Genomic DNA, 24,407 nt, shown 5'->3' on the forward strand with positions numbered 1-24,407 from the left:
TTTAGGTATGCTAAGATAAGTTTTTTTAGGTAGAAAACAGCAGAAGAATGATGGAAAAAGCGATATAAGTTGAGGTGGATTAAATGCAGGATAAAAAAGGGCTTGTGTTGGTGTATACAGGGAAAGGCAAGGGAAAGACCACGGCCGCACTAGGATTGGCTCTAAGGGCTACGGGTCATGACGAAAAGATATTTCTTCTTCAATTTAAAAAATGTGACCCAAACTACGGGGAGATTAAGGCAATTAACAAGTACCTGCCAAATATAAAGTTTGTCCAGACAGGAAGAAACCGTATTTCTCCAGAAGGAATATTGGTTGAAGATGACAGCAGTCTGGCCTGGAATGGATTTGTACTGGGAAAAGAAGCCGTTATGAGTGGGAAATACGACCTGGTGATTTTTGATGAAATTAATGTGGCTGTTGATTATGGTGTGCTGCCGTTGGAGGAAGTTTTGAAAATGCTGTCCCAGCGCCCCAGTCACGTGGATATAGTATTAACCGGAAGAAATGCTCATCAAGATATTATAGATGCAGCTGATATGGTGAGTGAAGTAAAAATGATCAAACACCACTATAAAACTGGTGTTAAAGCTAGAGCAGGTATGGAGTTTTAATAATACAAAACTTTGATAAAGGGAGTGTGTTTTTAGCATGCCTGGAAACAGAATTAGAGAGTTTCGCCTGGAAAGGGGGCTGACTTTGGGACAGTTAGCAGAAATGTCTGGTTTGTCGGCTTCTTATTTAAGTACTATAGAACGTGGATTAAAAAAACCTTCGGTTCCAGCCCTAAAGCAGATCAGTGAAGCGCTGAATGTATCCCCAGCATTAATTATTCACAGCGAAGAGGACAAGTTTACCGGAGAAAAGCTTCGATTTTTAAGGGAGGGAAGGGGAATATCTGTAGAAGAACTGGCAGAGATTAGCGACCTTCCTGCAGAGTTGATATATAAGTTTGAATCTGATGAGGTAGAGCCGGACTATGAACAGTTAGAACGGCTGGCTGAAGCATTAAATTTTACCATTACCTATTTTGTAGAAAAAAGCTATTACAAGACCAGTATTGGCACACGCCTTAAACAGATTCGAGAATCCCAGGGGCTTACGGTAGCCGCTTTGGCAGATAAAGTTGATGTTTCTGTGGGGTTGATTAGTCAAATAGAAAGCAACTATACAATTCCTTCCCTGGACACCCTTGAAAAAATTGCTAACAGTCTAGGGACAACTCTTCATTATTTTTTAATGGAACACGAGAAAGTGGATAACCTTTTATCTTCATTAGGTCCAGATATCTTGGAACTGCTTAGTGACCATAAGGTCCAGTCGGTACTGCGTTCTGTCAGTGATTATAATTCCAATGAACTTCGTTATGTTCTAAATTATCTTCAGTTTTTCAAGAGAAACAGAAAAATCCTTTCTTAATAATCTTAAAAACTATTTTATTAAGGAGCAATTAAAATGTCTGAAGAGAGAGCAAAAGAACTTTTTAATGAATTAAAACAGGGAGTTATTATCTTTGACGAAGAAAGAGTTGCTTCTGCGGCACAGGCTGTGGTTGACGAAGGAATCGATGCATTCAAGGCAATTAATCAAGGGTTGGTCCCAGGGATGGAAGAGGTTGGGGATTTATATGAAAAGCAGGAATATTTTATATCAGAGCTATTATTGTGTGCAGAAGCCTTATATGCGGGACTAAACATATTGGAACCCAATATGAAAAAAAGGAAAGCCAGGGTGTCCGGAGCTTTAATCATTGGGGTGGTTCAGGGTGATGTACATGATATTGGAAAAAATATTATAAAAATGGTTTTTGAAGTAACAGGTTTTGAAATTCACGATTTAGGCCGAGATGTTCCTGTGGAAGAATTTGTGGAGAAAGCATTAAGTATCGACGTCGATATCGTTTGTCTTTCAGCTATGATGACCACCACCATGGTAAATATGAAGGAGGTCATTTTACGCATAAAAGAGAAGAATCCAAATGTGAAAGTTCTTATAGGGGGAGCTCCTGTTAATGAAGACATAGCCCAAAGGTATGGAGCAGACGGATATGCAGATGACCCTAAAAATGCCATACAAAAAGCAGTCGATCTTTTAAGTGTGTTGAAGGAAATAGTTGAGGATAAAGATTTATCATCATAAAGTTTGAACTAATAAGTCTAATATTACCATAGCTAATAATTCTCTGAATTGTTAGAAAATGATTGACATAATATATTATGTTTGATATTATCGGAGAAATATTAGAATTATTTGATAAATAAAAAGGGTCAGAAAAATTTGTTGGCCGTTGAAGTTTAGTAACAGTAAAATATTTTTTATTTTGCTGTCAGCAGGATTAACCAATGGTCTATCGTGGGGAAATAGGAAGAAAAATTGTTTTGTTATGCCGATGTTTAGTACTGGCAAAACAAGGCTTTTATGAATTAACTAGTATTTTGCCTGAAAATCACATGATTAACAGAAAGGAGGTAATGTCAAACCGGTAAAAAATTATTAAAAATTGAATAAGTAAAAAGCAAGAAGGGGGATTTTATGGATAAACCAAAATTTTTCTATGGATGGGTAATAGTATTTATTTCGTTTTTAATGCTCCTGGTTACCAGTGGGATTGTATTGTCTTTTGGAATCTTTATGAAACCATTAACATCAGAATTTCAATGGGACAGAACGGCTGTTTCCATTGCTGTTTCTTCATTTATGCTGGTCCAAGGTTTGCTGTCCCCTCTAGTAGGCCGGTTAATAGACCGATACGGCCCTAAGATTGTGGTTACCCTGGGTGTGTTTATACTGGGTGTTACTCTGATCATATTTGGACAGGTTAATTCATATTTTATGTTTTTCTTTACTTATGGAATATTGGCAGCGATTGGTTACAGCACTACTACTTTAATGACCAATTCAGTACTTATTACCAAGTGGTTTACAGAGAAGAAAGGGTTGGCGCTGGGATTGTCTATGACCGGTTTTCCTTTAGGCCCTTTAGTATTTTCACCCTTCATCGGATATTTAATTGTAACCTTTGATTGGCGTACTGCTGCTCTTATCCTTGGAGGCTTGTTAATTGTTTTGCTGATGCCTTTAGTGTTGTTGTTAGTCAAAGATAATCCGGAAACCGCAGCTAATAAAGCAGTGGATGATGGAGAAAGGAAAAAGGTAACTTTCAAAGGCCTTCTTGCCAACAAACAGTATTTAAAACTAGCCGGAGCCTATTTTGGATGTGGATATACCATGTCTATGATAAGTACACACTTCCCCGCCAATGCTACTGATCTGGGTCTGGACCCCCTGGTAGCCGCTACTGCTTTTGGGATAATGGGTGGGTTTGCTGCTGTGGGAACTACCTCCGCAGGAGCTCTTTCAGATAAGTTTGGGCGTAAAAATATCTTGTCTATTGTGTATTTTATGAGGTTCGCAGCTTTAATGGTCTTTGCTTTTGCTTACTCTCCTGTCACTTTATATGTGGGAGCGGTGATATTTGGCCTTTCCTGGACTACCACCGGCCCTCTAACCTCTGCTCTTACCGGGGATATTTGGGGGGTTAAGGTTATGGGAACGGTGTTCGGTTTTGTGTTCTTGTCCCATCAGATTGGTGCGGCGCTGGGGGCATACTTGGGAGGGTATATATTTGATTATACTGAGAGTTACCAAATGGCCTTCCTGTCCGGAGCATTGATTTTGTTTATATCTGGAATAAATAGTTTTTTAATACAGGAGTCATCCAAAGAGCCCGGAGTTCCAGTAAAGGAGAGTTATCAAACAAAAGAATTGTAAAGCCGATTATGGAAAGTAGTATGCCCTCTGGAGGTGCTGAGGCGGCAGTATCAGAAAGGATAAATTTCAGCTGTATTTTATAGATTTAAAAAATATAAATGGGCTGGTGAAAATATGAAGGTTAAAATTGTAAGCGGTTTTTTGGGTTCAGGAAAAACAACATTAGTTAAACATCTTTTGGAGCACAGTGGTCCAGGTACAGCAGTACTGGTTAATGAATTCGGTGATGTGGGAATTGATGGGGAACTGTTTCAGGGGGAAAATGTGGACATTGTTGAGCTGCCCAGTGGATGTATCTGTTGTGCCCTTAAGAATGACTTGATTTTAAGTATTAATGAGTTATATGAAAAGGTGGATCCTAAAATTTTAATTATTGAACCTTCAGGGGTAGCAACTCTGTCGGATGTCATGGAAAGCCTTACCATTGAATTGATTAAAGCACCTATAGAACTAGAAGCCATAATTACAGTGATTGAACCAGATCTGCTTTTGGAAGACCAGGAATTTGAAAACCTTGGCAGGTTTTATTACGATCAGATAGGGAATGCAGACCTGATTTTAATCAACAAATGTGACATTAATCCACCGGAGGATATTGAAAAGGCAGCAGGAATACTGCAAAAGATTAACCCTACAGCTACCATTATGCCTGCGGTATACTGTGAAGTTACCCTACCGGTACTGGTAAGCAGTGGTGAAGTTAAAATGAAAGATGAACATCACCATCATCATGAAGGCGAACACAGTCTAAAATCTCTTGCATACAGGCGCAATGGTAACTTTGACCCGGAAAAGGTTAAAGAGTTCTTGGCACAACTGGTGAAGGGTGATTTTGGCCGAGTTTACCGGGCAAAGGGATTCTTTCAAGGAGTAGAAGGCAGCTATCATTTTGAGTTGGTTAGGGATAAGTGGGAGATAAGCAGTTGGGAAAAACCTCTAAATGAAAGCAAATTTGTTATTATTGGAGAAAGTCTGCCTGATTTAGGCAGTCAGGTTGATTTGACGGCTGTTTAACGCATAAGCAGGAAAAATAGTCAGGAAACTCTGGGTTCTTTTATTAAGGCATTTTTATTTTTGTCAATATCCTAGTAAAACTACAGGAATTATAACTTATTATCAGTAAAAACTGTTTTTTAAAATCTTAGAAAGCAGTGTAAAAAATGTATTTTACCAGGTAATATATTTGCCTGCTTTTTCAAAAAAATACATAATAAGGAGGTTGAAAAGGAAAAAAAGAATAAAGGAATTATTCATTTTTAATTAATGGACAAGCAATTTACTGTACGGTCTGAAAAATTTATTCAAAAATTAAAGGGGGATAATTAATGAGTATTAAAGACGAAATGACATCTTTGGAGAGAGTCGTCGCTGCGGTAACTTATCAAAAGCCGGACAGGGTTCCTGTAGCACCACTTTTTAGCGGTGCTGCCAGCCGGATAACCGGGGTACCCTTTGACAAATGGTCTATGGATGCGGAAATGATAGCTCAATCTTTCTTACATTCTCAAGAAATTATTGATTTTGACTGTTTTGTTACTTTGATTGACCTTTCTCTGGAGGCGTATGATTTTGGTCAGAAAGTGATTTTCCCTAAAAACAGTACTGCTTATTCTGATACCAGTGATCCCATGATAAAAACTGCTGATGATTATTATAAAATTAAAAAAATTGACCCTACTCAAACCCCCAGGATGAAAATGTTAATTGATGCAACTAAGACATTAAGTAAGGCTAAAGGCAAAGAGGTGGGCATCGTTGGTTTTGTTTATGGCCCTTTAGGAGTTTTATCCCAGATGCGGGGGCATGAGCGCCTTTTTAAAGACTGCCTGAAAAATCCAGATGCGGTTCTTCATGCCCAGGATGCAATTACTGATACCATTATTGACTTTGCTTTGGCCCAGATTGAGGCGGGAGCTCATGCTATATGTATTGACACTCTGTATGCCTCGGGAAGTATTATGAGTAAAAAGATGTGGGAGAAGATGGAAGCGGAACACTGTAAGAAGTTTGCCGAGGCCATACATAAGGCCGGGGTTCCTCTAATTGCCCATAACTGCGGCAATGATATCTACTTTGATGTTCATGAAAAATGGATGAAACCTGCTGCCATTTCTCACGCTTATCCCGCTGATGATTGCAAAGATTGGGCTGAACATGCTGAAAAGTGGGGGAAAGAAATTGTAACCATAGGATACCTGACTCCCTCTATGACCGGCCTGATGATGACTCCTGAAGAGGTTATGGAAGAATGCCGCCGGGAATTTGAAACTTTTAAAGATTGTAACGGCGGATTTATTCTGGCCTGTGGATGTGAGTTTCCACCTAACGGCCATCTCTTGAACGCTATGGCCATGGTTCAGGGTTCTAAAGCCTACTGCAGATATTAATAATTAAAGATTATCATGGTGGATTGGAGAATAGAGAGTAAGGAGGGGTTCCCCTCCTCATCTCTATTTCTGTTTAATCTGTTTAAACATTTTAAAAAAGTTTTAGAATTTAGGTTAATGAAAGGAATGCATGTCTTTTGAAAACATTGAAATTGGAAGAATTTTATCTAAAAGAGGAGCCTTTTTATATCCCTCAGGAAAATGAATTACAACTTTTTGAGTTAGCCTATCATCAGCAAATCCCAGTTATGCTGAAAGGGCCCACAGGCTGTGGAAAAACACGCTTTCTAGAACATATGGCTTTCAGGCTTAATCGTCCCTTAATTACTATTGCCTGCCATGAGGATCTAACTACTGGTGATTTGGTAGGAAGGTTCCTGCTTAAGGGAGAGGATACTGTGTGGGTAGATGGTCCACTTACCCGGGCTGTTCGTCATGGTGCAATATGTTATCTAGATGAAGTGGTGGAAGCCCGTAAGGATACTGTTGTTGCCATTCACCCTTTGACGGATGATCGCAGAATACTTCCCCTGGAAAAGATGGGTGAAGTGATTAAAGCGGATGAGAATTTTATGCTGGTTTGTTCCTATAATCCTGGTTATCAAACTATATTAAAGGATCTAAAGCAGAGTACCAAGCAGAGGTTCATTTCTATGGAATTTGGTTTTCCGGAAGCTGATATAGAGAAGAAGATTCTAATAAAGGAGTCCGGTGTAAAGGAACAAATAGCGGAAAAAATTATTCAGATTGGCAGCCAGTTCCGTAACCTAAAGAATAAGGGCCTGGAAGAAGGCGTCAGCACCCGGCTCATGATTTATGCTGGAAAACTAATTGGCTCCGGAGTTTCCCTGAAAGAGGCTGTTCGCACAGCCATGATCTATCCTATTACAGATGATGCTTACATGCATAAAGGGCTGGGAGAACTGGTGGATGCTGCCGTAGAAGAATAGTAGAGAGGGTGGATTTTTAGTGGACGCACAACAAACTGAACAGGCAAAAAAGGCAGCGGAACAGCTTTTACAAAGGGATGGAAAAATTGTTCATAAATGGTTTGAAGAGATATGGCCGGAGGTGGCTTTAATCTTTGAGGACAGCCCAGAAAGTTTTGCCACCTGGTTGGAGATGATAAAAGATTTCAGCGGCACTCACTGGGAATTGTTTTTCTTCCTTCTAAAAGAATCCCCTGGGCTGTTAAAATCTATTTCTTTAAATCAGTATGACCATTGGTTGAGTTTAATTCGTTTTTATGCTCAAATAGACCGTAAGGCCGCCCAAAATCTTATGCGGTTGGGATTGTGTCAGTTTTCTGATTTATTGGCTGAGCAGTGTGATTGGCTGCTGGCTGACTGCCGTAAACTGCAGCAGGTGAATTGGGAAGGCGGGCTGGCCTATTTTGAATATCTGCCCCAAGTCATTCAGGCAGTTGGACAGGAGAAGGCTGATTGTTGGAAAGAACAGGTTTTTATTATTGCTAATAATCATCCAGTCCTTTTAAAAAATTATATTATTGGTTCTTACAAACTTATTGGGAATATTGGCGGTGAGGAGATCAGGCAGTGGCTTCAATCTGCCGTATCAATGAACCTGGAGATTTCCAGCAGGACGGCAAACAGTTTTTTGGTTTTGTCTCCAGAGGTTTTTTTGGAGGCAGAGAAAGAAGGCGTAATTATTTTTGATAGTTGGAAGGATTTGGTATTCCTGATGGGAAAAGCTCATGAGGAAGCGGCAGAATCTTTTATGCACCAGTCTTTTGAGGCATTAAGGCATTTGAGTGCTCAGCAGCTTTTACAGTGGGGAGAACTTGGTTTAAGGATTGCTCAAAGGGAAGGAATATCAGCTAAAGAATTTTTTATTTCCAGTATTGATATTGTCAAAGAAACGGGATATAAAGATTTGGAGCGGTGGGCGGAGGCAGGGTTGGAAGTGATGGAAGATAGAAGGCTTCGACTATTTTTTTCCCGTCGTTCTAAGGAAAGTACAGAAGCTTTAAAAGCAGGACAGCTTTCCTTATCCCTTGAAAAAATTTACAAGACTCTTCAGGCTATGCTCCAGGCCTCCTTTGGTCAGCAGGTGGTACTTCGGGAAACCGGAGTTCTTCCGGAAGGTACATACCAGGAACAGGCTGATTTGCCTACCTGTGACGGATACCGTATATATCTTCCAAGCAAAGTCAGTGTTTTTGAGGATCAGGAATTAAACTTTAAACTTTATAAAATAATGTTGTTTCATCAAGCAACTCTTTTGACCAGCGGAACTCTAGAGGGGCTAGAGTGGAGCGGAGACTCTACTATGAATACGGATTCTGAAAGGTTGTACTGGGAGATCCTGCAGTTGGTAATTGGCCGTAACGTTGACAATCATCTTTTATCCATAAATCCTGGATTAAAAAAAGACCTGAAAATTATTTTAGGGGAATTGGTGAAAAATCTCCAGAAATTGGATGAATCTCAGCTGGAGGAGGCAGCAGTAAAGGAGCTTATTGTTTGGTCTCTGCCTATATTTGCTGAGGAGAGCCCTGCATTTTATGGTAATGGGGAAAACGTAAAGGATACTGCCGATGAAATTTTTCAAAGCTTAGCCCGTACGTTAGATACATCTAAGCTTTGCCGACTGCTGGTTTCTTTCCGGGCTGCCTACCGGGGAATTATCGTCAAAGAGCTGGTGGAAGTGGAGGGGTTAATCAAGAAACAATGGGATGAGACCGGGGGAGATGTGGATTCTATAGGGTTGATTAAGAGCCTTGGCAGCCGTTTTATTCAGGACAAGGCGGTTACCTTTATCCGTTTTCTGGTAAAAAAGTTAATCCATCTACATCAGCAGGAAGCCCAGGAGGGATTTGCCCGGACTATCTTTTACGATGAATGGGATTGGACTCTGGAGGATTACAAAAGGGATTGGTGCCGGGTTCGAGAAATACATCTGCAGCCTACCCTGGTAAACAAAGTAGATTCTATTTTAGAGGAACACCGGAGCCTGATCACTTTGATGAGAAGGTATTTCGCCATGCTCAGGCCTGATCGGGTCAAACGGTTAAAACGCCAGCCTCAGGGAGACCATGTGGACATGGATGCCGTTGTGGAGGCTTTGGTGGAGAGACGTCAGGGTATGGGAAATGCGGAGAATTTATATATCTGGAGGGACAAGCGCAGCCGGGATGTAGCTGTGGCTTTTTTAATGGACTGCAGCGGCTCCACCATTGAAGAAATATCTGCAGGCAAAACTATTTTGGATTTGGAGAAAGAGGCTGTAATAATCATGGCCGAAGCTCTGGAGATGCTGGGAGATAATTTTGCAGTTTATTCCTTTTCCAGTGATGGGAGGCTGCAGGTGGATTTCCAGGTGGTAAAGGAATTTGATCAGGTATACGATGATAATGTAAGGCAGCGTTTCGGGAGTTTAAAAAGCATGGAAATGACCCGTTTGGCTGCAGCGGTAAGGCATGCTGTGGAAAAAATGAAAAGGGTAAAAGCGGCGGTAAAGCTGCTCTTTATATTAAGTGATGGCCGTCCCTACGATATGGATTATCGCGCCCGGGAGCAGGATGAAAAGAGTATCGGCCAGTGGCTTCGTCAGGATGAGATGCTGTATCCCCAAGAGGATACCCGTATGGCTCTATGGGAGGCTAAGTCCAACGGAATCACCCCTTTTTGTCTAACGGTTGATAAGCAGGCCAAGCAGTATATGGATAAAATATTTGGGCAGGTGGGATACGTTTTAATTAATGATGTGGATATGCTTCCGGCAAAACTTCCGGAAATATACCGCCGCTTGACAACTTAAATCAAATAGAAGGAGGGAAAATTCATGAAGGATAAAAAATCTTTTGAACAACTGGTAAAGCATGCTCTAGATGGGGGAGCGGCCCGTGCCGTTTTGATTGATTCAGATCAAATTATTGTGGATGACCGGGTCCGTTTGAAATGTCGAGTTCCTCTGTGTGCCCATTATAATCGTAACCTGACATGTCCCCCCAATACCTTAACGGTATCAGAATTCAGAGAGATTTTGAAGAATTACAGCAGAGCACTGCTGCTGCAGGTGAAGGGCACAGGATGTGAAGATGAGGATGTTCGTCAGGCGGAGCTAAAAGTACAAAACTTAATCAGTGAATTGGAAACTAAAGCCTTGATGGAGGGGAATTACTTTGCTGCAGGTTTTGCCACCCGCTGCAGGCTTTGTCCGGAATGTGTGGGAGTTCAATCGGGAGAGCCGTGCCGTCATCCTTTTAAAGCACGTCCCAGTCTGGATGCTGCCGGTGTGGATATTTTCAGAACCAGTAAAAATGCTGGTGTTCCCTTTAACCCTCTGGATCGAGATGAGCTTTATTTTGCGGGGATTTTACTGCTTTCTTGAAGGAAGGGAGTAGAAAGTGTGAGAGAAGTGAAATCGTTTCAGTAAGCTGAAACATCGGGGAATCAGGTGGAGTAGAGTCTCCACCTGATTAAAAGCCCCACCTACGCTAACGCTTAGAGGTGGGATCTTATACCCAAAAAAGAGAAATAAAAAGTGAAATAAATAACTAGACATAATCCCTTGACATCAAAATTATTGTTTGATATTATTTTTTCTGAGAGGTTAAGTGTTACATAAATCAACGTGTTTAGTAGGAGATAATTTATTTTTCTAGTGTGTTTAGTAACATCGAAATAAAATTTTAAAAATTTCTCTCGCTCTGCAGGGGATTTAATTTTAACCTCGAATATTAGTAGTAGAGAACAAGTCATTAAAAAACTTTACAATTAAATAAAAATTCCGTAAGTTTTTGCAATTTACAAGGACAAGCTTACCGATTATTTTTGATTATTTATAAAGTGTAGTTTTCCTTACACACATTTTTAGTAGCAGTAAATTTCTCGTAATATGGTAGTGAATTTCTCTAAAAGGGTTTCATATTTTTACCTGATACCAATCAGGTAAAAAATTACCAATAAAAAAATCCAAGAAATGAAAGGGAGGACTAAGAATGTCAGAGGAAAGGGCACAAGAACTGTATGAAAGACTGAGAGAAGGAGTTATTAATTACGATGAGGACGATGTAGCAGCGGCAGCACAGTTAGTATTGGATGAAGGGATTGACGCCTTTACGGCAGTATTTAAGGGCTTGATTCCCGGAATGGAAGAAGTTGGAGAACTCTATGAGCAGCAGGAATATTTTGTTCCAGAACTATTAATGTGCGCAGATGCTATGTATGCCGGTTTGAACATCTTAAGGCCTCATATGGATGGCAAAGACATGGGAGTTAGTGGAGTTGTGGTAATGGGTGTTGTGCAGGGTGACGTTCACGATATCGGCAAAAATATTGTTAAGATGATGTTTGACGTAGCCGGTTTTGAAGTTCATGACCTGGGCAGAGACGTTCCTCTGGAAACATTCGTAGAAGAACAACTGAACACCAATGCTGACCTGGTATGTCTTTCCGCTATGATGACTACCACCATGGTAGGAATGAAGGACATCATTAAGCAGATTAAAGAAAAGAACCCCAATGCTAGAATCTTGATTGGTGGAGCTCCTGTAACTGAAGAAATCGCCGACAAGTTTGGTGCTGATGGATTTGCAGAAGATGCCAGCAACGCGCTTAAAGATGCCATCAACATGCTGAGCACCCTGAAGAGCATTCAAGAAGAAGCAGAACAAAATAAATAATATTTTACAGCAATTTAAGTAGTTTTTTAAGGAGGAAAGAGAGATGAAAACGTACACGGTTATATTCCAGCCTTCTGGGAGACGTGGGGAAGTTGAAGAAGGAAAAACTCTTCTGCAGGCAGCACAGGAACTGGGTGTTGATATTGAAGCCCCCTGCGGTTCAGCAAAGGTCTGTGGAAAATGTAAGGTAAAGGTGGAAGAAGGTTTCTTTGAAAAATTTGGGATTGAGTCCAAAAATGAAAACCTCTCCCCCGTAATTGAAGAAGAAAGAGACCAGTTGAGTGAGAAAGAATTAAGCGAAGACTACCGTTTAGCCTGCTGCACCGAGATAAAAGGCGATATCCTCCTGTTTGTACCCGAAGAATCCCGGGGAGCCGAGCAGGTAATCCTGGAACTGGGTCAGGATAGAGCGTTTACCTTAAACCCCGCAGTGAAAACTTACTATATTGAAATGCCTCCAGCCAATTTGGAGGATCAGACAGACGACTTTGTACGGATGAAGAGAGCCCTGAAGGAAAAGTATGAAGTTGAAGTTGAATCAGTAGATTATCCCACATTAATTAACCTGCCTGAGGCAATCCGCGGCGGCAACTGGAAAGTTACCGTGTTTGTATGGATGGGCAAGGAAATTATCAGGGTTTTACCGGGACTGGTAGAGGATTGGTATGGAATCGGTGTTGACGTAGGAAGTACTACCGTAGCCGGCTATCTATGCAATCTGAAAAACGGTGAAGTAATCAGTAAAAAGTCTGTTATGAACCCTCAAATAAGATATGGTGAAGATGTTCTTGCTCGGATAACTTACTCCATGATGAACGATGACGGGCTAGAAAAAATGCGTTCTTCTGTTATTGAAGCCATTAACAAACTGGTGGAGCAGATGACCGAAGAGGTTGGGCTTACTCCAGAAGATGTTATGGATATCACTTTGGTAGGGAACACCGCGATGCACCACATTAAGCTGGGAATTGACCCCAAATATGTGGGCCGTGCACCTTTTGCCCCTGCTATCAGAGACGGCATTGACATTAAAGCCAGAGATCTAGGCATTCAAATTGCTAAAAGCGCTTACTCTCACATGCTGCCTATCGAAGCTGGCTTTGTGGGTGCTGACAACGTAGCGGTGCTGATTGCTGAAGAACCTTATAATTTAGAGCCAATGGCCTTAATCATTGATATCGGCACCAATGGTGAAATTCTATTTGGAAACAAAGATAAGCTGTTTTCCACCTCCTGTGCCACTGGACCCGCCCTGGAGGGTGCTCAAATTAAGTTTGGTATGAGAGCTGCCCCCGGTGCTATTGAATGGGTTAAAATTGATCCCGATACAAAAGAGCCCTCAGTTAAAATCATTGGTGCAGAAGACTGGTATAAAGAGGGAGACGCTCCTGTAATCAAGGGTATCTGCGGCTCCGGTATCATTGATGTGGTGGCTGAGATGTTTAAAGCCGGTATTATCGACAAGACCGGACGTTTCAAAAAGATCGAACATCCCAGGGTGCGTAAGGGTGAAAATGGCAAAATGGAGTATATCCTGGTTTTCGCCAAAGATACTTCCATTGGAAAAGATGTTACCGTTACCCAGGGAGACATCCGGGCAATTCAGTTGGCCAAGTCTGCTCTCTACTGCGGTGCTGAGTATTTGATAGAAAAGCGCGGCGTAGATAAGCCCCAAAAGATTGTTTTAGCGGGAGCTTTCGGCAGCTACATCAACAAAGAAAGCACCATGGTTATGGGAATGGTTCCCGATTGTGACCTGGAGTTTGTAAATGCTGTAGGTAACGCAGCCGGTGACGGTGCTAAAATGGCATTGATGAGCCTGGAGAAGAGAGACGAAGCTAAATTATGGGCTAGAAAAGTTGAATTTGTGGAGACTGCAACAGAACCTGATTTCCAGGAGAGGTTTGCTAAGGCAATGGCCTTCCCCCACTTAACCCATAAATTCCCCAGCATTCAACATATCCTGGATAAAATTAAGTAAGTAATATGGTTTAGTATTTAAAGAAAGGTGGGAAACTGATGGATAAAATGTTTACTCTAAAGGGCGAACATAAAGCCTGCAAGATAGGTCCCTGGACCATTGGTGGACAGCCCGGGGATAACCCTCCCCTGCTGGTAGCATCTATGTTCCATAAGGGCGACCGTCTTCTGGAAAAAAGAAAAGAAGGAAAATTTGATAGAGCCAAAGCTACCGATTATATCAAGCGTCAGGAAGAGCTTTCCCAGCAGACCGGTATTCCTGCACTGACCGCTATGGTGGCCAACTCTGCCGATGAAATGAAAAGATATATTGATTTTTTCACCAGTGTCAGCGATATGCCCTTTGCCATCGACATGTGGATGCAGGAACCCCGTATTGAAGCAGTACGGTATGCTGCAGAACAGGGCCTGATGGACAAGGTATTATACAACAGTATTACCCCTTGGGATAAAGACATTCCCGGGCAAATTGAAGAGTTGAAAGAAATTGGTGTGAAGCACGTGGTTGTTCAGGTATATGACGACAATGACCCCACTCCTGCGGGACGGGTAAACTGTTTCCGGGATATGTTGGACAAGATTGGGAAAGACACCTTTGAAAGTATACTGGTGGATACCTCAGTGATGAATCTTCCGGCTACAGCATTTTCTTCCATTGCTAACAAAATGATTAAAGAAGAGTTCGGTGTTCCCTGCGGAATAGCTTCTTCCAACGGAACCTTTATGTGGAAAGAAGCAAAAGAAATGTGGGGAGTTAAAGGTTTCTCCGCAATGGACGCTGCCGGACAAGCTGTATCTACCATGTTTTGGTGCGACCTGATTTTCTATGGTCCCCAGGTGATTGCTGACCGGATTTTCCCAGCTGTGAGCAGTGCTGCTGTCCAACTGGCAACCTTTGCATACTATGAGACCGGAAAACTGCCCTCTAACCCCAACCATCCACTGTATAAGTTCTTTAACGACTTCGCTGATAAACTAAAATAGTGGCGTTGGATATAATTAAAATAATTAAGGTGGTGTAAGTATGACTTTAACTTCAAAAGAACGAGTAATTAAACTAATTAAGGGTGAAGAAGTGGATCGTCCAGCCTGCTTCAGTGGTATGGGTAATGTAACTACTGAGGGTTTAAACCAGCTGAACTACAGCTTCCCCGCAGTTCACGGTGATGCTAAAATGATGGCTACCCTGGCAGCCTCTACTTATAAGCTGTTTGGCTATGAGTGTGCTGTGGTTCCCTTTGATTTCTGCCTGGAGGCAGAAGTGCTGGGCTGCATGATGAACCCATATGAAAATGTTGATCAACTCTTATATCCTACGATTAAAGAAAAGGTACTGCACGAAGAAGAAGAACTGTGGAATTACCAGCCCCCCACAGACATTGAAGAAATTAAAAAATTAGGTAGAATTCCAGTAGTAATTGAAGCCATGCAATTACTAAAAGCAGATATTGGCGATAAGGTGCCCATTGGGACATACTACCTTGGACCCTTCACTCTATTAGGACAGATTTTTGACCTGGACAAAATATTTAAACTGGCCTTTAAAAAGCAGGATAAAATGGCAGTGGTGTTAGATAAATTGGCCGACTTTTTGATCATTATGGCTAAGATATTTAAAGAAGCTGGGGCAGATTACATTACTGTTCGGGAAATGGGAGCAACAACTGATATCCTCAGCCCGAAATTGTTTAATTCACTAATTATGCCTCCACTGAAGAAAATATTTGCTGCTTTAAATGAGATGAACTTTCCCAATAACCTTCACATTTGTGGAAGCACTAACTCAGTAATCAAGTTCATGAACGAAGCCGGTGCAGATACTATCAGTGTGGAGTTTAAAAATGATATGAATAAGACTCGGGAAGATATCGGAACCGAACCCATTATCTTCGGAAATCTAGATGCATACAAACTGCTCTGCCATGATTCTGTTGAGGACGTGGAAAATGCTGTAGTAAGTGCTCTGGAAGTCGGATGCGATGGCATTTGGCCCGGATGTGATATCTGGCCTGAAGCAAAGCCGGAAAACGTCAAAGCCATGGTAGATGCGGTAGCAAAGCATGGTGCCGAAAAGTGGAACCGAAAAAAGTAAGTGATTTAATAATTACAGGAAATAAACGCAGCTCACTATAAAAATTATATAAATAAAATAACACATCAAAAAACATAGTAATTATTATACAAAGGCTTACAGTTATCTAGAAATAATTTATGTGGAAAAAAATACAGCTTAATCCAAACAATTTCTCTTCCTTATCCAAGTCTGGCCCCCATTTTATTGGGGGCCAGACAAAAAAGTTAAAATGTCAGAATAATTCAAAATTATTTGACGATGATAGATAAACACCTGAAATGTATTGAATTAGCAATACCGCTGTTAACTGAACCAGTAAAAGTACATTGAAAAATGTCTTTTTAAAGCTTTTTGGTAATTACTTAAAAAGGGGTGTTTTACATGGTAGAACGTGTTTGTATCTATCCATGTGGTGGCATAAAAAGGGTAGAGTCCAGTGTGGCAAGGATAGCTGCTTATATTGTAAATGAAGATTTTCTCCCCAAGAAAACTTTAATTCTATGTGTCCCGGCATTTTTACGGGGAGTTGAAGAAGATTTAGTTATGGTTGAAGATTATCCCTCAGTGATTATTGACTGTTCTGATGATAATTGTGCAACAAATCTGTTTTACATGGCCGGGCTTAAGCCGGCAGCTCGTATTTTTATTCCAGAAATTGCAGAAGCTAACTCTATCAAAATGAGTGCCCAGCGGCGTGAACTGGATGACCAGGGAAGTGAGCTGGCTTCAGCTGTTGCCAGAGAAACTGCCCGGGTAGCCTCAGCTATGTTGGAGAATCCCAATTATGAGTTCCCAAAACAAAATATTAAAACTAACACTTGTCTGGCTAATGCCAGTATTATTCCTGAAAATCCTTTTCAATATAAAAAAATAGCACCAGGGATTTACATACCGGCAGAAATGCCTGAATTCTTTCCGGAGGGAGCGTGAGGATGGATGGAGAAGGCGAGTAAAGTGGCCATTTACCCCTGCGGAGGAGTTGGCTTTGTTTTATCCAGCGTGGCCAGGTATGCGGCTTATGTAGTAACGGAAGATATGCTGCCGGGCCAGACGGAGATTGTGGATGCGGTCAGGCTCATATCCGGGATTCCCGATGAAATTAAACTGGTAGAGGAAAACCCATCCATTATATTGGACGGTTGTGCTTATCAATGTGGTTCAAATCTTTTTAGGCTTTTGGGAATAAAGCCGGCTGCCAGGATACTGCTTCCACCTATTGCCAAAATGCCCCCAACTTTTGTTTGTGACTGCAAGAAACAGGAGACTAAACTGGCTCCCGGAACAAATCGCAGGGTTCCTGGAGAAACCGGAAGAAACCTGGCCATGGAAGTGGCAACTCAGGCGCAAAATGCTTGCATTGCAATACTAAACCTGAATTATCCTTATGAAAGACAAAAAGTGAATTGTGAACAGAATATAATCTGTGATTATGTGGAAAATATTCCCAAAAAAATGAAGTATGTGACGGTTAATGAAAGGATAGAACGGCCTGAGGATATGCCAGCCATACTGGGCCTGGAGTAATTCTTAAAGGGTTAGTTGGCAGAGATTAGTTAATGGAAGGAGTTGTCGACATGGCTTTAATCAATTTCGATGACTTTTATGGTCAGAGCGTAACCATTGAAGACCAATATCTTTATTATTTGCAGGAACATCTTTGGGTACAAGTTTGTGAGGACAATGTTTATAGATTTGGAGCGACTCATGCCGGTGTGATTCTGGTAAATGGCTTTAAGTTTTTAGACTATGCTGTAGAGTTAGAGGATGAAGTAGATGTTGATGACAGCATACTCTTTGTAGAAACCTATAAAGCTATGGTAAATTTAACAACCCCTGTATCAGGTAAGGTAATTGCCTTGAATGATAAACTAGTAGGTGAAGGGGCAGCCATTTTGGAGGAAAAGTATTACCAGGAATTCATGTTTGCTTTGAAGTGTGAAAACCTGGAGTCGGCCAACGTATTTATGACTGCACAGCAGTATCTGGAGGCGCTGGAGGCAGGAGATGTGGATCATTGTGGTGCCGGAGCCAGGGTAAAACGGAGAAACAGATAGGGATGGTGTGTGTTGTTGATGAACGAAAGGGTTTTAGTTGAAGCTTTTGTAGAGAACACCGTCCAATGAATGCCCTGTGTCTATCTGCTGGAAGCAGTGAGAGCAATGCCGGAGGCACTGGGTGACCTGGCAGAAAAAGTAGAATTTAGAGAATTGGATATGACTAATCCAAAAGATTTAAAAAGATTTTTAGAATTAAATGTTTGTGTATTCCCAAGCATTGCTATTAATGGCGAAATTGTTTTTAACAGTGTAATTCCTTCTTATGAAGTATTATTGGAGGCTATTTGTTCCAGGATACATGATTAATTAATTAGTTTCCTTTCTGGTTAAAAAAATTGGAAGAGGGATTAAGTTGATACCCCAAAAAAAACTATTGTTTGAAGCCTTTATTGTGAAAAATTTTTCATGAATACCTTGTATCTATCTGCTGGAAGCAGTAAGTAGACTGCCGGAAAATTTAGGTCAATTAGCAGAAAATGTAGAAATAAAAGAGTGGGATTTAAAAACACCGGAAGCCATGACAAGGTTTGATGAATTAAACATATTTGTATTTCCAGCCATTGCTATCAACGGCGAAGTTATTTTTAAAAGTGAAACCCCTTCAGAGGATGTGATACTGGAAGCCATCCGTTCCAGGATGTGATGTTATAAAAGATATAGCAAAGTATTTACCAGGGGGTGGTAATGGGCAATAAGTGAATGAAAAGCTATTGTATCGGCAAGAGTGTTGTATCAAATGCATTGAAAGTGTTTTATGAAGTGTATCGACAAGTGCTATTATCAAGTGCATTGAAAGAAAAATTATAAGAGGATGGTGTAAAAATGGCTAAACAATTACTGCTTGATGCCTATAACGGTAAGCCTACGGGCAATACAGTTCCTTGGGTGCCTTATGCAGGAGTACACTGCGCTTACTTAATTGGAGAGCCTGCAGATAAATATCTGCAGGATGCTGACTTGATTGCTAAGGGAGTTCTGCATACAGCAGAGCGTTATAAAGTTGACGGAATCCCTCTGATATTTGACCTGAACGTAGAAGGTATGTCCATGGGCTGTGAAGCTAGATGGTACAAGGATAATCCTCCTTCCATTGTGGGTCACCCTTTGGCAGACAAAACATTAGCCGAAGCTAATTTAAAAATTCCTACGGCTGCTGATGGACGCTGGCCTGTAGTAGTAGAAGCCGCTAAAAAGGTTAAAGCTCAGCAGGGGGATTGGGCCCTGATGGGTCTGTTCTGCGGCCCCTTAACCCTGGCCTCTCACCTTCGAGGTGTTAAAATCTTTACGGACGTTGTAAAGAATAAGCCGCTGGCTAAAGAGATTCTTGAGTTCTGCGGAAAAGTATGTGCTGAGTCCGCCAGAATTTATAGAGATATGGGCTGTGAGATTATCGCTATCGTTGACCCCGTAGCTTCTCAAATTCGGGCTGACATATTTGCTGAGTTCGTAACCCCATACTGCCAGGAAGCTCTGGAAGTAATTCATGAAGCCAACCTGACCTCTAGTTTCTTCATTTGTGGTGATGCTACCAAGGTTATGGATGAAGTATGTAAAATTGGCTGTCATGGTTTCGCCATTGATGAGCAGATGAACATGAACTATATCCGGGATTTAGCTACCAAATACGGCTTAGGTTTCGGTGGAAACTTGAAGCTGACCCTTTCTCTGTCCTTGGGTATGATTGACCCATTCTATGACACTTTAATCAGTCTAGCCGCCGGGGGCTATACAGGATTTACCTTGGCACCTGGCTGAGACATGCCTTATGACGTTCCCGTGGAGAACGTAGACAAAGTGTTGGAAGCTAAAGAATTCTATGAGAAGTATTATGCTAAGTATCCTACCAATGTTCCTGCTGGATTCATTACCAATGAGGATTTAAAAGGGGGTAAATAATATGGCGAAAATGGTAGTAGACATTCTTACCCTGGACGCTGTACAGTGTGCCGCATGTCAGTATATGCTGGAATCTATTTCCGCCCTACCGGACAACATCAAGAACTTAATTGAGTTCAAAGAATGGAACATCAAGACTCCCGAAGGAGTTAACAAGTTTGTTGAGTCTGGTGGAAGAGTGCTTCCCACCATTGTGATCAGCGGAGATATTGTCTTTGAAAGTATTATTCCAACTTTCGAAGAACTGCTGGATGCGCTAGAGGAAAGAGCAGTAGATGATGATTTAAAGGCCGAGATTTGTAAGGCTAGAGATGCAATTGAATAGTTAAGTTTCATATAAGTAAGGGGATAGGAAAATATCTCTTATCCCCTTACTTACAAATTTTTAAAATTTCTGGATGAAATCTTTTTTTCAAGGAAGGTGTATTAAAGTGGCAGTACCAAAGTGGCTGGTAAAAGAAATACCCAATTATCATGATTTTGCCCGGACAAGCCATACCGTTTCCTCAGTGGAAACAGTGTGCCGGCATGCTGCCTGTCCCAATATCATGGAATGCTTCAGCCGTGGGTGTGTTACTTTTTTGATTCTTGGAAAAAATTGTACCAGAAACTGTAAATTTTGTGCAGTGAACCATTTCACACCGCTGACGGTGGATTCTATGGAACCGGAGAGAGTAGCAGAGACGGTTCATAAGTTAAATCTTTCTCATGCGGTGGTGACCTCTGTAAGCCGGGATGATTTAGAAGATGGAGGGTCTAAACAGTTTTTCTTGACTATAAAAGCAATTCGTGAAACTACCAATGCCAGTATTGAAGTATTGATTCCTGATTTCATGGGGTCTTTTGCAGACCTGAAAAGAGTTGTGGAGGCAAAGCCAGATGTTTTGGCTCATAATTTGGAGACGGTGCAAAGATTACAATTAATGATAAGGCCTGAAGCAGATTACCGGCGTTCTCTGGAACTTTTACGCAGGGTAAAAGAAATTGATCCGAAGATGCTAACTAAATCTGGACTGATACTGGGGATGGGCGAAGAGGACTTTGAAATTGAGGAAGCACTTAAGGATTTACGGGATGCCGGTTGTGACATCCTCACCCTGGGACAATATCGACAGCCTGGAATCAAACAGATACCGGTGCATCGTTTTATTTTGGAAAAAGGGTTTAAGTATTGGGAAGAATTTGCATATAATAAAAATTATAAAAGAGTATTTTCTGGAACCTATGTGCGCAGCTCCTATCGATCAGGAGAAATAAAAGACCTGCTGAAGACAAAAAAATGATAAGCTGTTATGATTATAATTCTTTTTTTAAAAACGCCAGTATAACAGGTTTTTTCTATAAAGTAATGTTTAGTATGAGTAAAATATTGATTAACTGTGAATGAAAAATCGATCCATCTATTGTTTAAATGCATGAATAGGGAGGGATTACCTTGTATGATTTAATTATTGCAGGAGGCGGACCGGCGGGTTATGCTGCGGCTGTCAGAACAGCGCAAATGGGAGCAAAAGTTTTGATGGTGGAAAAGGATAAAGTTGGTGGCACCTGCCTGCACAGGGGATGTATCCCAACCAAAGTGTTACATGAGCATGCTCAAACTCACGAAAAAAGTATAAATGCATTTAAAAGTGGTTTTTTCAAAGGGGATATTACCCTTGATCTAAGTATCATAAAACAGCAGCAGCAGGAGACAGTCTCAAAGCTTTATACGGGACTGCAAAATGTGTTAAAAAACAGGCGCGTTAAAATAGTTAAAGGGTCGGCAGTATTAAAAACTCCTGACACTATGGTTGTGCAGAGGGATGAGGGAAAAGAGGAATATCACGCTCATAATATTTTAATTGCCACCGGTTCCAGGGAGGCAGAACTGGATATACCAGGTTCAAAAATAATCTCTTGCGTTGATGAATCATTACATCCTCCCCAAAAAATCTGCAGCGTTGCTATAATTGGCGGAGGTTATACCGGCTTGGAACTGGCCAGCAGTTATATTTCTCTAGGTTTTGAGGTTACTGTAATAGAGAGGGAAAAGGTACTTCTGTCTGGGTTGGAGGATAACGAACTGAGCAAGATGTTGGCTTTTCTTCTAAGGCGGCGGGGAATTAAAATACTGACTAATACTACTCTTTTGGCTGTAGAATGTGTAGATGATGAAATATCCCTATTAACTCAGACTTCCTCTAGGGAACAGGTATTAAAATTCCATAAGGTAATTTCAGCGGTAGGGCGCAGGCCTAATATGGAAGTTTTGGGCAGTGGAATAAAGGGTATTGAAATTACTTCCCAGGGGATTACGGTGAATCAAAGACAAGAAACCGGTGTATCTCATGTTTATGCTGCCGGAGATGTAACCGGACCTCCCCTTTTAGCTCATCTTTCTTATTTTGAAGGGATTGCTGCTGCAGAAAATATTATGGGCTTAGACAAAGTGCTGGATAAGAAAGCAGTTCCATTCTTCCTGGCAGCCCAGCCGGGGATGGCCTGGGTTGGGATTACTGAAAAGCAGGCCAAAGATTTGGAAATACCTTGTAAAATGGGGCGATTTTCCTTCAACGGTAACGGGAGAGCTGTGGTTAAGGGACACAGCCAGGGGCTTGTGAAAATTGTGATCCGGGAATCTGATGAAGTTGTGTTGGGTATGCAGGTGTTAGGAAACGATGCTGAAGATTTGATTATTGAAGGGGTATTGGCAGTACAGAACGCATTGACTTTAAAACAGATGGTTGAAACGATTCATCCTCATCCTACCCTGGGAGAAGCAGTATGGGAGGCATCTCTCTCTGCGTGGGGGAAGCCACTGCACGGTTAAGTAAACGAATAAGAAGGAGTGAAATAATACATTGGAATCTTTTCAATTTATGGCAAAACCGGTGCAAATGGATGAAAATCTCCGTTACTATATTCCCTTTGATTATTGGGTAAAGCTTGAAGAGGAGAGAGATTTGATTACATTGGGATTAACTCCCACCGGTAATATAAAAGAAGGAGAATACCGTTCAGTTGAATTTGCTTTAAAGGAAGGGGATGAAATAACCTGTGGTGAGGTAATTGCTGTAGCCATTACCGGAAAAATTAAATACCTGGACAGTATGGTAGAGGGCAGAGTGGTGGCGGTGAACCGGGATTTAGAAAAAGACATAGACACTCTAAAGGATTTTTTTAAAGATGGCTGGTTGTTGAGTATTAATATTTTAAATGCCAAGGAAGTTTATGAAGATATGGTGACATTGTCGGAATATAAAGAAATACTTAAGAAGTTTGAAGCAGGGGCAGTGCCTCCCGGAACTAAGGGTGGTACATCTCCAACCTGCAGGAGTGTTTATCAATCCATAAAAGAACAGAAGGAAAAGTAAATTATAATAAAATTTTTAAAAAAAATAGGAGGTTCAAAAAAAATGGAAAATTATTTAGACAAAAGTTATTGGAGCAGTTTATTGAAGATGGGGCTTTCTCGATTTTTTATTCTAAGAGTTCTTTACAGCGGGCCCCTGCATTGTTACGCTATGGCAAAGCGTATTTCACAGATGACCCACGGTAGTTGTTCCCCGGCAGAGGGAGCATTGTATCCGGTATTAAGTGAATTCATGGAGGGGGGATATGTTACCTGCACAGTGAAAAAGGTGTCTGGACGTCAGCGAAAAGTGTATACCCTAACCAAAAAAGGTATCCAGGCATATGATGCTGCTATGGAGTCCTGGTATGAGATGACCCAGATTTTAGTGGGAACCACCGATCGACATGTCGTTAATGAAGCCAAAGCTGGTGAAATTAGATAGTTAGTTGATAGGTAACATGTTATTTAATCTATTATTAAGTAGGAAACCCGTAATAGACACAATTACTAAAGGAATGTATAAATTTTTAAGTCAAATGAATTAATTAAAAAATGAGAGGTTTTATTATGGATTTTTCCAAGAGGGAAGCGATTCTTAACTCCATAAAAAATAAATATGAGGCTCTCCAAGGGATGGATTCCTGGTCTAACTGAATTAGCGGAGCCATCCCCGGTGGGGAGCAATTAAAGTTCCTTACAGAATGTATAATTATTTTTAATTTATTTTAAGAAAAACTATTATTAAAGAGGATATCTATAATTACACATCGAAATATAATTATACATGCATTCTATTATATATAGTAATACATATAGAAAAAAATGCTGCAGTGATTGAGGAGGAAAAGTTACGTGACATCCAGGGTAAGGGTAATGGCCGGAGCATGTGGTTTTACTAGTGTAGTAAGAGTTTCCCGAGTGGATAAAAAGCACGTGAGTGTTAAGATAATTTCCGCTTGTAAAATGCTTCGTAAAATGAATGAAGATTTGGCACTCTTGGATTGGCGTAAAGATTTATTTTGTAATATTAGTAACTCTATCATTTACCGTTCAGCCAACAAGCATCTGATGCATACAGACTGTCCAGTGCCTTGTGCCATTGTAAAAGTTATACAAATTGAACTGGAAGGTATGGTTCCTACTAATGTATGTATGCAGTTTGAAAGAATAGGGAAAGAAGATGAAATGTAATAAATAAGTTTATTGTATGTTAATGTTTAGTAGTAGAGAAACATTAGTTATATTTGAGAAGAATTAA

Annotated in this window: 26 protein-coding genes; all 26 read left to right on the plus strand. The window is 40.9% G+C overall.

What is annotated here, in order from left to right; translation table 11 throughout:
* Positions 1 to 83 precede the first annotated feature (83 nt).
* Positions 84 to 614 carry a cob(I)yrinic acid a,c-diamide adenosyltransferase gene (locus HUE98_RS05345; protein ID WP_241422826.1) on the plus strand — a complete coding sequence of 177 codons (531 nt, stop codon included), beginning with the start codon at positions 84 to 86 and terminating at the stop codon, positions 612 to 614.
* Between the two features lie 37 nt (positions 615 to 651).
* The gene (locus tag HUE98_RS05350) at positions 652 to 1,419 is read left to right on the plus strand and encodes a helix-turn-helix domain-containing protein (protein WP_241422827.1); all 768 of its coding nucleotides are present in this window, start codon (positions 652 to 654) and stop codon (positions 1,417 to 1,419) included.
* A gap of 36 nt (positions 1,420 to 1,455) precedes the next feature.
* Positions 1,456 to 2,139, plus strand: a complete 684-nt coding sequence (locus tag HUE98_RS05355) for a corrinoid protein (protein WP_241422828.1) — start codon at positions 1,456 to 1,458, stop codon at positions 2,137 to 2,139.
* Between the two features lie 393 nt (positions 2,140 to 2,532).
* Entirely contained in the window at positions 2,533 to 3,771 is a 1,239-nt protein-coding gene (locus HUE98_RS05360; protein ID WP_241422829.1) for an MFS transporter, read from the plus strand.
* Between the two features lie 114 nt (positions 3,772 to 3,885).
* Positions 3,886 to 4,785 carry a CobW family GTP-binding protein gene (locus tag HUE98_RS05365; RefSeq protein ID WP_241422830.1) on the plus strand — a complete coding sequence of 300 codons (900 nt, stop codon included), beginning with the start codon at positions 3,886 to 3,888 and terminating at the stop codon, positions 4,783 to 4,785.
* Between the two features lie 311 nt (positions 4,786 to 5,096).
* Positions 5,097 to 6,158 (plus strand): uroporphyrinogen decarboxylase family protein, encoded by a 1,062-nt coding sequence (locus HUE98_RS05370; RefSeq protein WP_241422831.1) that lies wholly within the window; start codon positions 5,097 to 5,099, stop codon positions 6,156 to 6,158.
* Between the two features lie 137 nt (positions 6,159 to 6,295).
* On the plus strand, positions 6,296 to 7,108 hold the full coding sequence (locus HUE98_RS05375; protein ID WP_241422832.1) for a CbbQ/NirQ/NorQ/GpvN family protein: 813 nt from the start codon (positions 6,296 to 6,298) through the stop codon (positions 7,106 to 7,108).
* A gap of 19 nt (positions 7,109 to 7,127) precedes the next feature.
* Positions 7,128 to 9,938: a nitric oxide reductase activation protein NorD gene (locus HUE98_RS05380; protein WP_241422833.1), complete on the plus strand. Its 2,811-nt coding sequence runs from the start codon at positions 7,128 to 7,130 to the stop codon at positions 9,936 to 9,938.
* Positions 9,939 to 9,962: 24 nt separating this feature from the next.
* Entirely contained in the window at positions 9,963 to 10,511 is a 549-nt protein-coding gene (locus tag HUE98_RS05385; RefSeq protein ID WP_241422834.1) for a DUF2284 domain-containing protein, read from the plus strand.
* A gap of 610 nt (positions 10,512 to 11,121) precedes the next feature.
* Entirely contained in the window at positions 11,122 to 11,805 is a 684-nt protein-coding gene (locus HUE98_RS05390; RefSeq protein WP_241422835.1) for a corrinoid protein, read from the plus strand.
* A gap of 43 nt (positions 11,806 to 11,848) precedes the next feature.
* On the plus strand, positions 11,849 to 13,786 hold the full coding sequence (locus tag HUE98_RS05395; protein ID WP_241422836.1) for an ASKHA domain-containing protein: 1,938 nt from the start codon (positions 11,849 to 11,851) through the stop codon (positions 13,784 to 13,786).
* A 38-nt stretch (positions 13,787 to 13,824) separates the two neighbouring features.
* The gene (locus HUE98_RS05400) at positions 13,825 to 14,769 is read left to right on the plus strand and encodes a tetrahydromethanopterin S-methyltransferase subunit H family protein (protein ID WP_241422837.1); all 945 of its coding nucleotides are present in this window, start codon (positions 13,825 to 13,827) and stop codon (positions 14,767 to 14,769) included.
* A gap of 40 nt (positions 14,770 to 14,809) precedes the next feature.
* Positions 14,810 to 15,877, plus strand: coding sequence for a uroporphyrinogen decarboxylase family protein (locus HUE98_RS05405; protein WP_241422838.1), 1,068 nt, complete (start codon positions 14,810 to 14,812; stop codon positions 15,875 to 15,877).
* 363 nt (positions 15,878 to 16,240) lie between these two features.
* Positions 16,241 to 16,789 carry a putative zinc-binding protein gene (locus tag HUE98_RS05410; RefSeq protein ID WP_241422839.1) on the plus strand — a complete coding sequence of 183 codons (549 nt, stop codon included), beginning with the start codon at positions 16,241 to 16,243 and terminating at the stop codon, positions 16,787 to 16,789.
* Between the two features lie 6 nt (positions 16,790 to 16,795).
* Positions 16,796 to 17,383, plus strand: a complete 588-nt coding sequence (locus HUE98_RS05415) for a putative zinc-binding protein (RefSeq protein WP_241422840.1) — start codon at positions 16,796 to 16,798, stop codon at positions 17,381 to 17,383.
* Positions 17,384 to 17,433: 50 nt separating this feature from the next.
* Positions 17,434 to 17,913, plus strand: coding sequence for a biotin/lipoyl-containing protein (locus HUE98_RS05420; RefSeq protein WP_241422841.1), 480 nt, complete (start codon positions 17,434 to 17,436; stop codon positions 17,911 to 17,913).
* A 69-nt stretch (positions 17,914 to 17,982) separates the two neighbouring features.
* Positions 17,983 to 18,222, plus strand: a complete 240-nt coding sequence (locus HUE98_RS05425; protein WP_241422842.1) for a thioredoxin domain-containing protein — start codon at positions 17,983 to 17,985, stop codon at positions 18,220 to 18,222.
* A 211-nt stretch (positions 18,223 to 18,433) separates the two neighbouring features.
* A complete protein-coding gene (locus HUE98_RS17575) occupies positions 18,434 to 18,559 on the plus strand; it encodes a thioredoxin domain-containing protein (RefSeq protein WP_277623708.1) in 126 nt (41 codons plus the stop codon).
* A gap of 179 nt (positions 18,560 to 18,738) precedes the next feature.
* Entirely contained in the window at positions 18,739 to 19,671 is a 933-nt protein-coding gene (locus HUE98_RS05430) for a uroporphyrinogen decarboxylase family protein (protein ID WP_241422843.1), read from the plus strand.
* Between the two features lie 3 nt (positions 19,672 to 19,674).
* On the plus strand, positions 19,675 to 19,812 hold the full coding sequence (locus HUE98_RS05435) for a hypothetical protein (protein WP_241422844.1): 138 nt from the start codon (positions 19,675 to 19,677) through the stop codon (positions 19,810 to 19,812).
* A 1-nt stretch (position 19,813) separates the two neighbouring features.
* Complete coding sequence (locus tag HUE98_RS05440) at positions 19,814 to 20,137, plus strand: hypothetical protein (RefSeq protein ID WP_241422845.1); 324 nt, start codon at positions 19,814 to 19,816, stop codon at positions 20,135 to 20,137.
* Between the two features lie 106 nt (positions 20,138 to 20,243).
* Complete coding sequence (locus HUE98_RS05445; RefSeq protein WP_241422846.1) at positions 20,244 to 21,095, plus strand: lipoyl synthase; 852 nt, start codon at positions 20,244 to 20,246, stop codon at positions 21,093 to 21,095.
* 152 nt (positions 21,096 to 21,247) lie between these two features.
* On the plus strand, positions 21,248 to 22,624 hold the full coding sequence (gene lpdA / locus HUE98_RS05450; RefSeq protein WP_241422847.1) for a dihydrolipoyl dehydrogenase: 1,377 nt from the start codon (positions 21,248 to 21,250) through the stop codon (positions 22,622 to 22,624).
* Between the two features lie 31 nt (positions 22,625 to 22,655).
* Positions 22,656 to 23,168 carry a glycine cleavage system protein H gene (locus tag HUE98_RS05455; RefSeq protein WP_241422848.1) on the plus strand — a complete coding sequence of 171 codons (513 nt, stop codon included), beginning with the start codon at positions 22,656 to 22,658 and terminating at the stop codon, positions 23,166 to 23,168.
* Positions 23,169 to 23,210: 42 nt separating this feature from the next.
* The gene (locus HUE98_RS05460; protein ID WP_241422849.1) at positions 23,211 to 23,591 is read left to right on the plus strand and encodes a PadR family transcriptional regulator; all 381 of its coding nucleotides are present in this window, start codon (positions 23,211 to 23,213) and stop codon (positions 23,589 to 23,591) included.
* A 410-nt stretch (positions 23,592 to 24,001) separates the two neighbouring features.
* Positions 24,002 to 24,340, plus strand: coding sequence for a DUF6951 family protein (locus tag HUE98_RS05465; RefSeq protein WP_241422850.1), 339 nt, complete (start codon positions 24,002 to 24,004; stop codon positions 24,338 to 24,340).
* Positions 24,341 to 24,407: the final 67 nt, after the last annotated feature.

Source organism: Candidatus Contubernalis alkalaceticus, from assembly GCF_022558445.1.
Lineage (GTDB): Bacteria > Bacillota > Dethiobacteria > SKNC01 > SKNC01 > Contubernalis > Contubernalis alkaliaceticus.

Coding starts and splice junctions, on each gene's coding strand:
- HUE98_RS05410 (WP_241422839.1), top strand. CDS start 16,241: ATGGTAGAACGTGTTTGTATCTATCCATGTGGTGGCATAAAAAGGGTA.
- HUE98_RS05345 (WP_241422826.1), top strand. CDS start 84: ATGCAGGATAAAAAAGGGCTTGTGTTGGTGTATACAGGGAAAGGCAAG.
- HUE98_RS17575 (WP_277623708.1), top strand. CDS start 18,434: ATGACAAGGTTTGATGAATTAAACATATTTGTATTTCCAGCCATTGCT.
- HUE98_RS05350 (WP_241422827.1), top strand. CDS start 652: ATGCCTGGAAACAGAATTAGAGAGTTTCGCCTGGAAAGGGGGCTGACT.
- HUE98_RS05415 (WP_241422840.1), top strand. CDS start 16,796: ATGGAGAAGGCGAGTAAAGTGGCCATTTACCCCTGCGGAGGAGTTGGC.
- HUE98_RS05405 (WP_241422838.1), top strand. CDS start 14,810: ATGACTTTAACTTCAAAAGAACGAGTAATTAAACTAATTAAGGGTGAA.
- HUE98_RS05370 (WP_241422831.1), top strand. CDS start 5,097: ATGAGTATTAAAGACGAAATGACATCTTTGGAGAGAGTCGTCGCTGCG.
- HUE98_RS05440 (WP_241422845.1), top strand. CDS start 19,814: ATGGCGAAAATGGTAGTAGACATTCTTACCCTGGACGCTGTACAGTGT.
- HUE98_RS05435 (WP_241422844.1), top strand. CDS start 19,675: ATGCCTTATGACGTTCCCGTGGAGAACGTAGACAAAGTGTTGGAAGCT.
- HUE98_RS05365 (WP_241422830.1), top strand. CDS start 3,886: ATGAAGGTTAAAATTGTAAGCGGTTTTTTGGGTTCAGGAAAAACAACA.
- HUE98_RS05430 (WP_241422843.1), top strand. CDS start 18,739: ATGGCTAAACAATTACTGCTTGATGCCTATAACGGTAAGCCTACGGGC.
- HUE98_RS05460 (WP_241422849.1), top strand. CDS start 23,211: ATGGAAAATTATTTAGACAAAAGTTATTGGAGCAGTTTATTGAAGATG.
- HUE98_RS05385 (WP_241422834.1), top strand. CDS start 9,963: ATGAAGGATAAAAAATCTTTTGAACAACTGGTAAAGCATGCTCTAGAT.
- HUE98_RS05360 (WP_241422829.1), top strand. CDS start 2,533: ATGGATAAACCAAAATTTTTCTATGGATGGGTAATAGTATTTATTTCG.
- HUE98_RS05390 (WP_241422835.1), top strand. CDS start 11,122: ATGTCAGAGGAAAGGGCACAAGAACTGTATGAAAGACTGAGAGAAGGA.
- HUE98_RS05425 (WP_241422842.1), top strand. CDS start 17,983: ATGCCCTGTGTCTATCTGCTGGAAGCAGTGAGAGCAATGCCGGAGGCA.
- HUE98_RS05400 (WP_241422837.1), top strand. CDS start 13,825: ATGGATAAAATGTTTACTCTAAAGGGCGAACATAAAGCCTGCAAGATA.
- HUE98_RS05420 (WP_241422841.1), top strand. CDS start 17,434: ATGGCTTTAATCAATTTCGATGACTTTTATGGTCAGAGCGTAACCATT.
- HUE98_RS05355 (WP_241422828.1), top strand. CDS start 1,456: ATGTCTGAAGAGAGAGCAAAAGAACTTTTTAATGAATTAAAACAGGGA.
- HUE98_RS05395 (WP_241422836.1), top strand. CDS start 11,849: ATGAAAACGTACACGGTTATATTCCAGCCTTCTGGGAGACGTGGGGAA.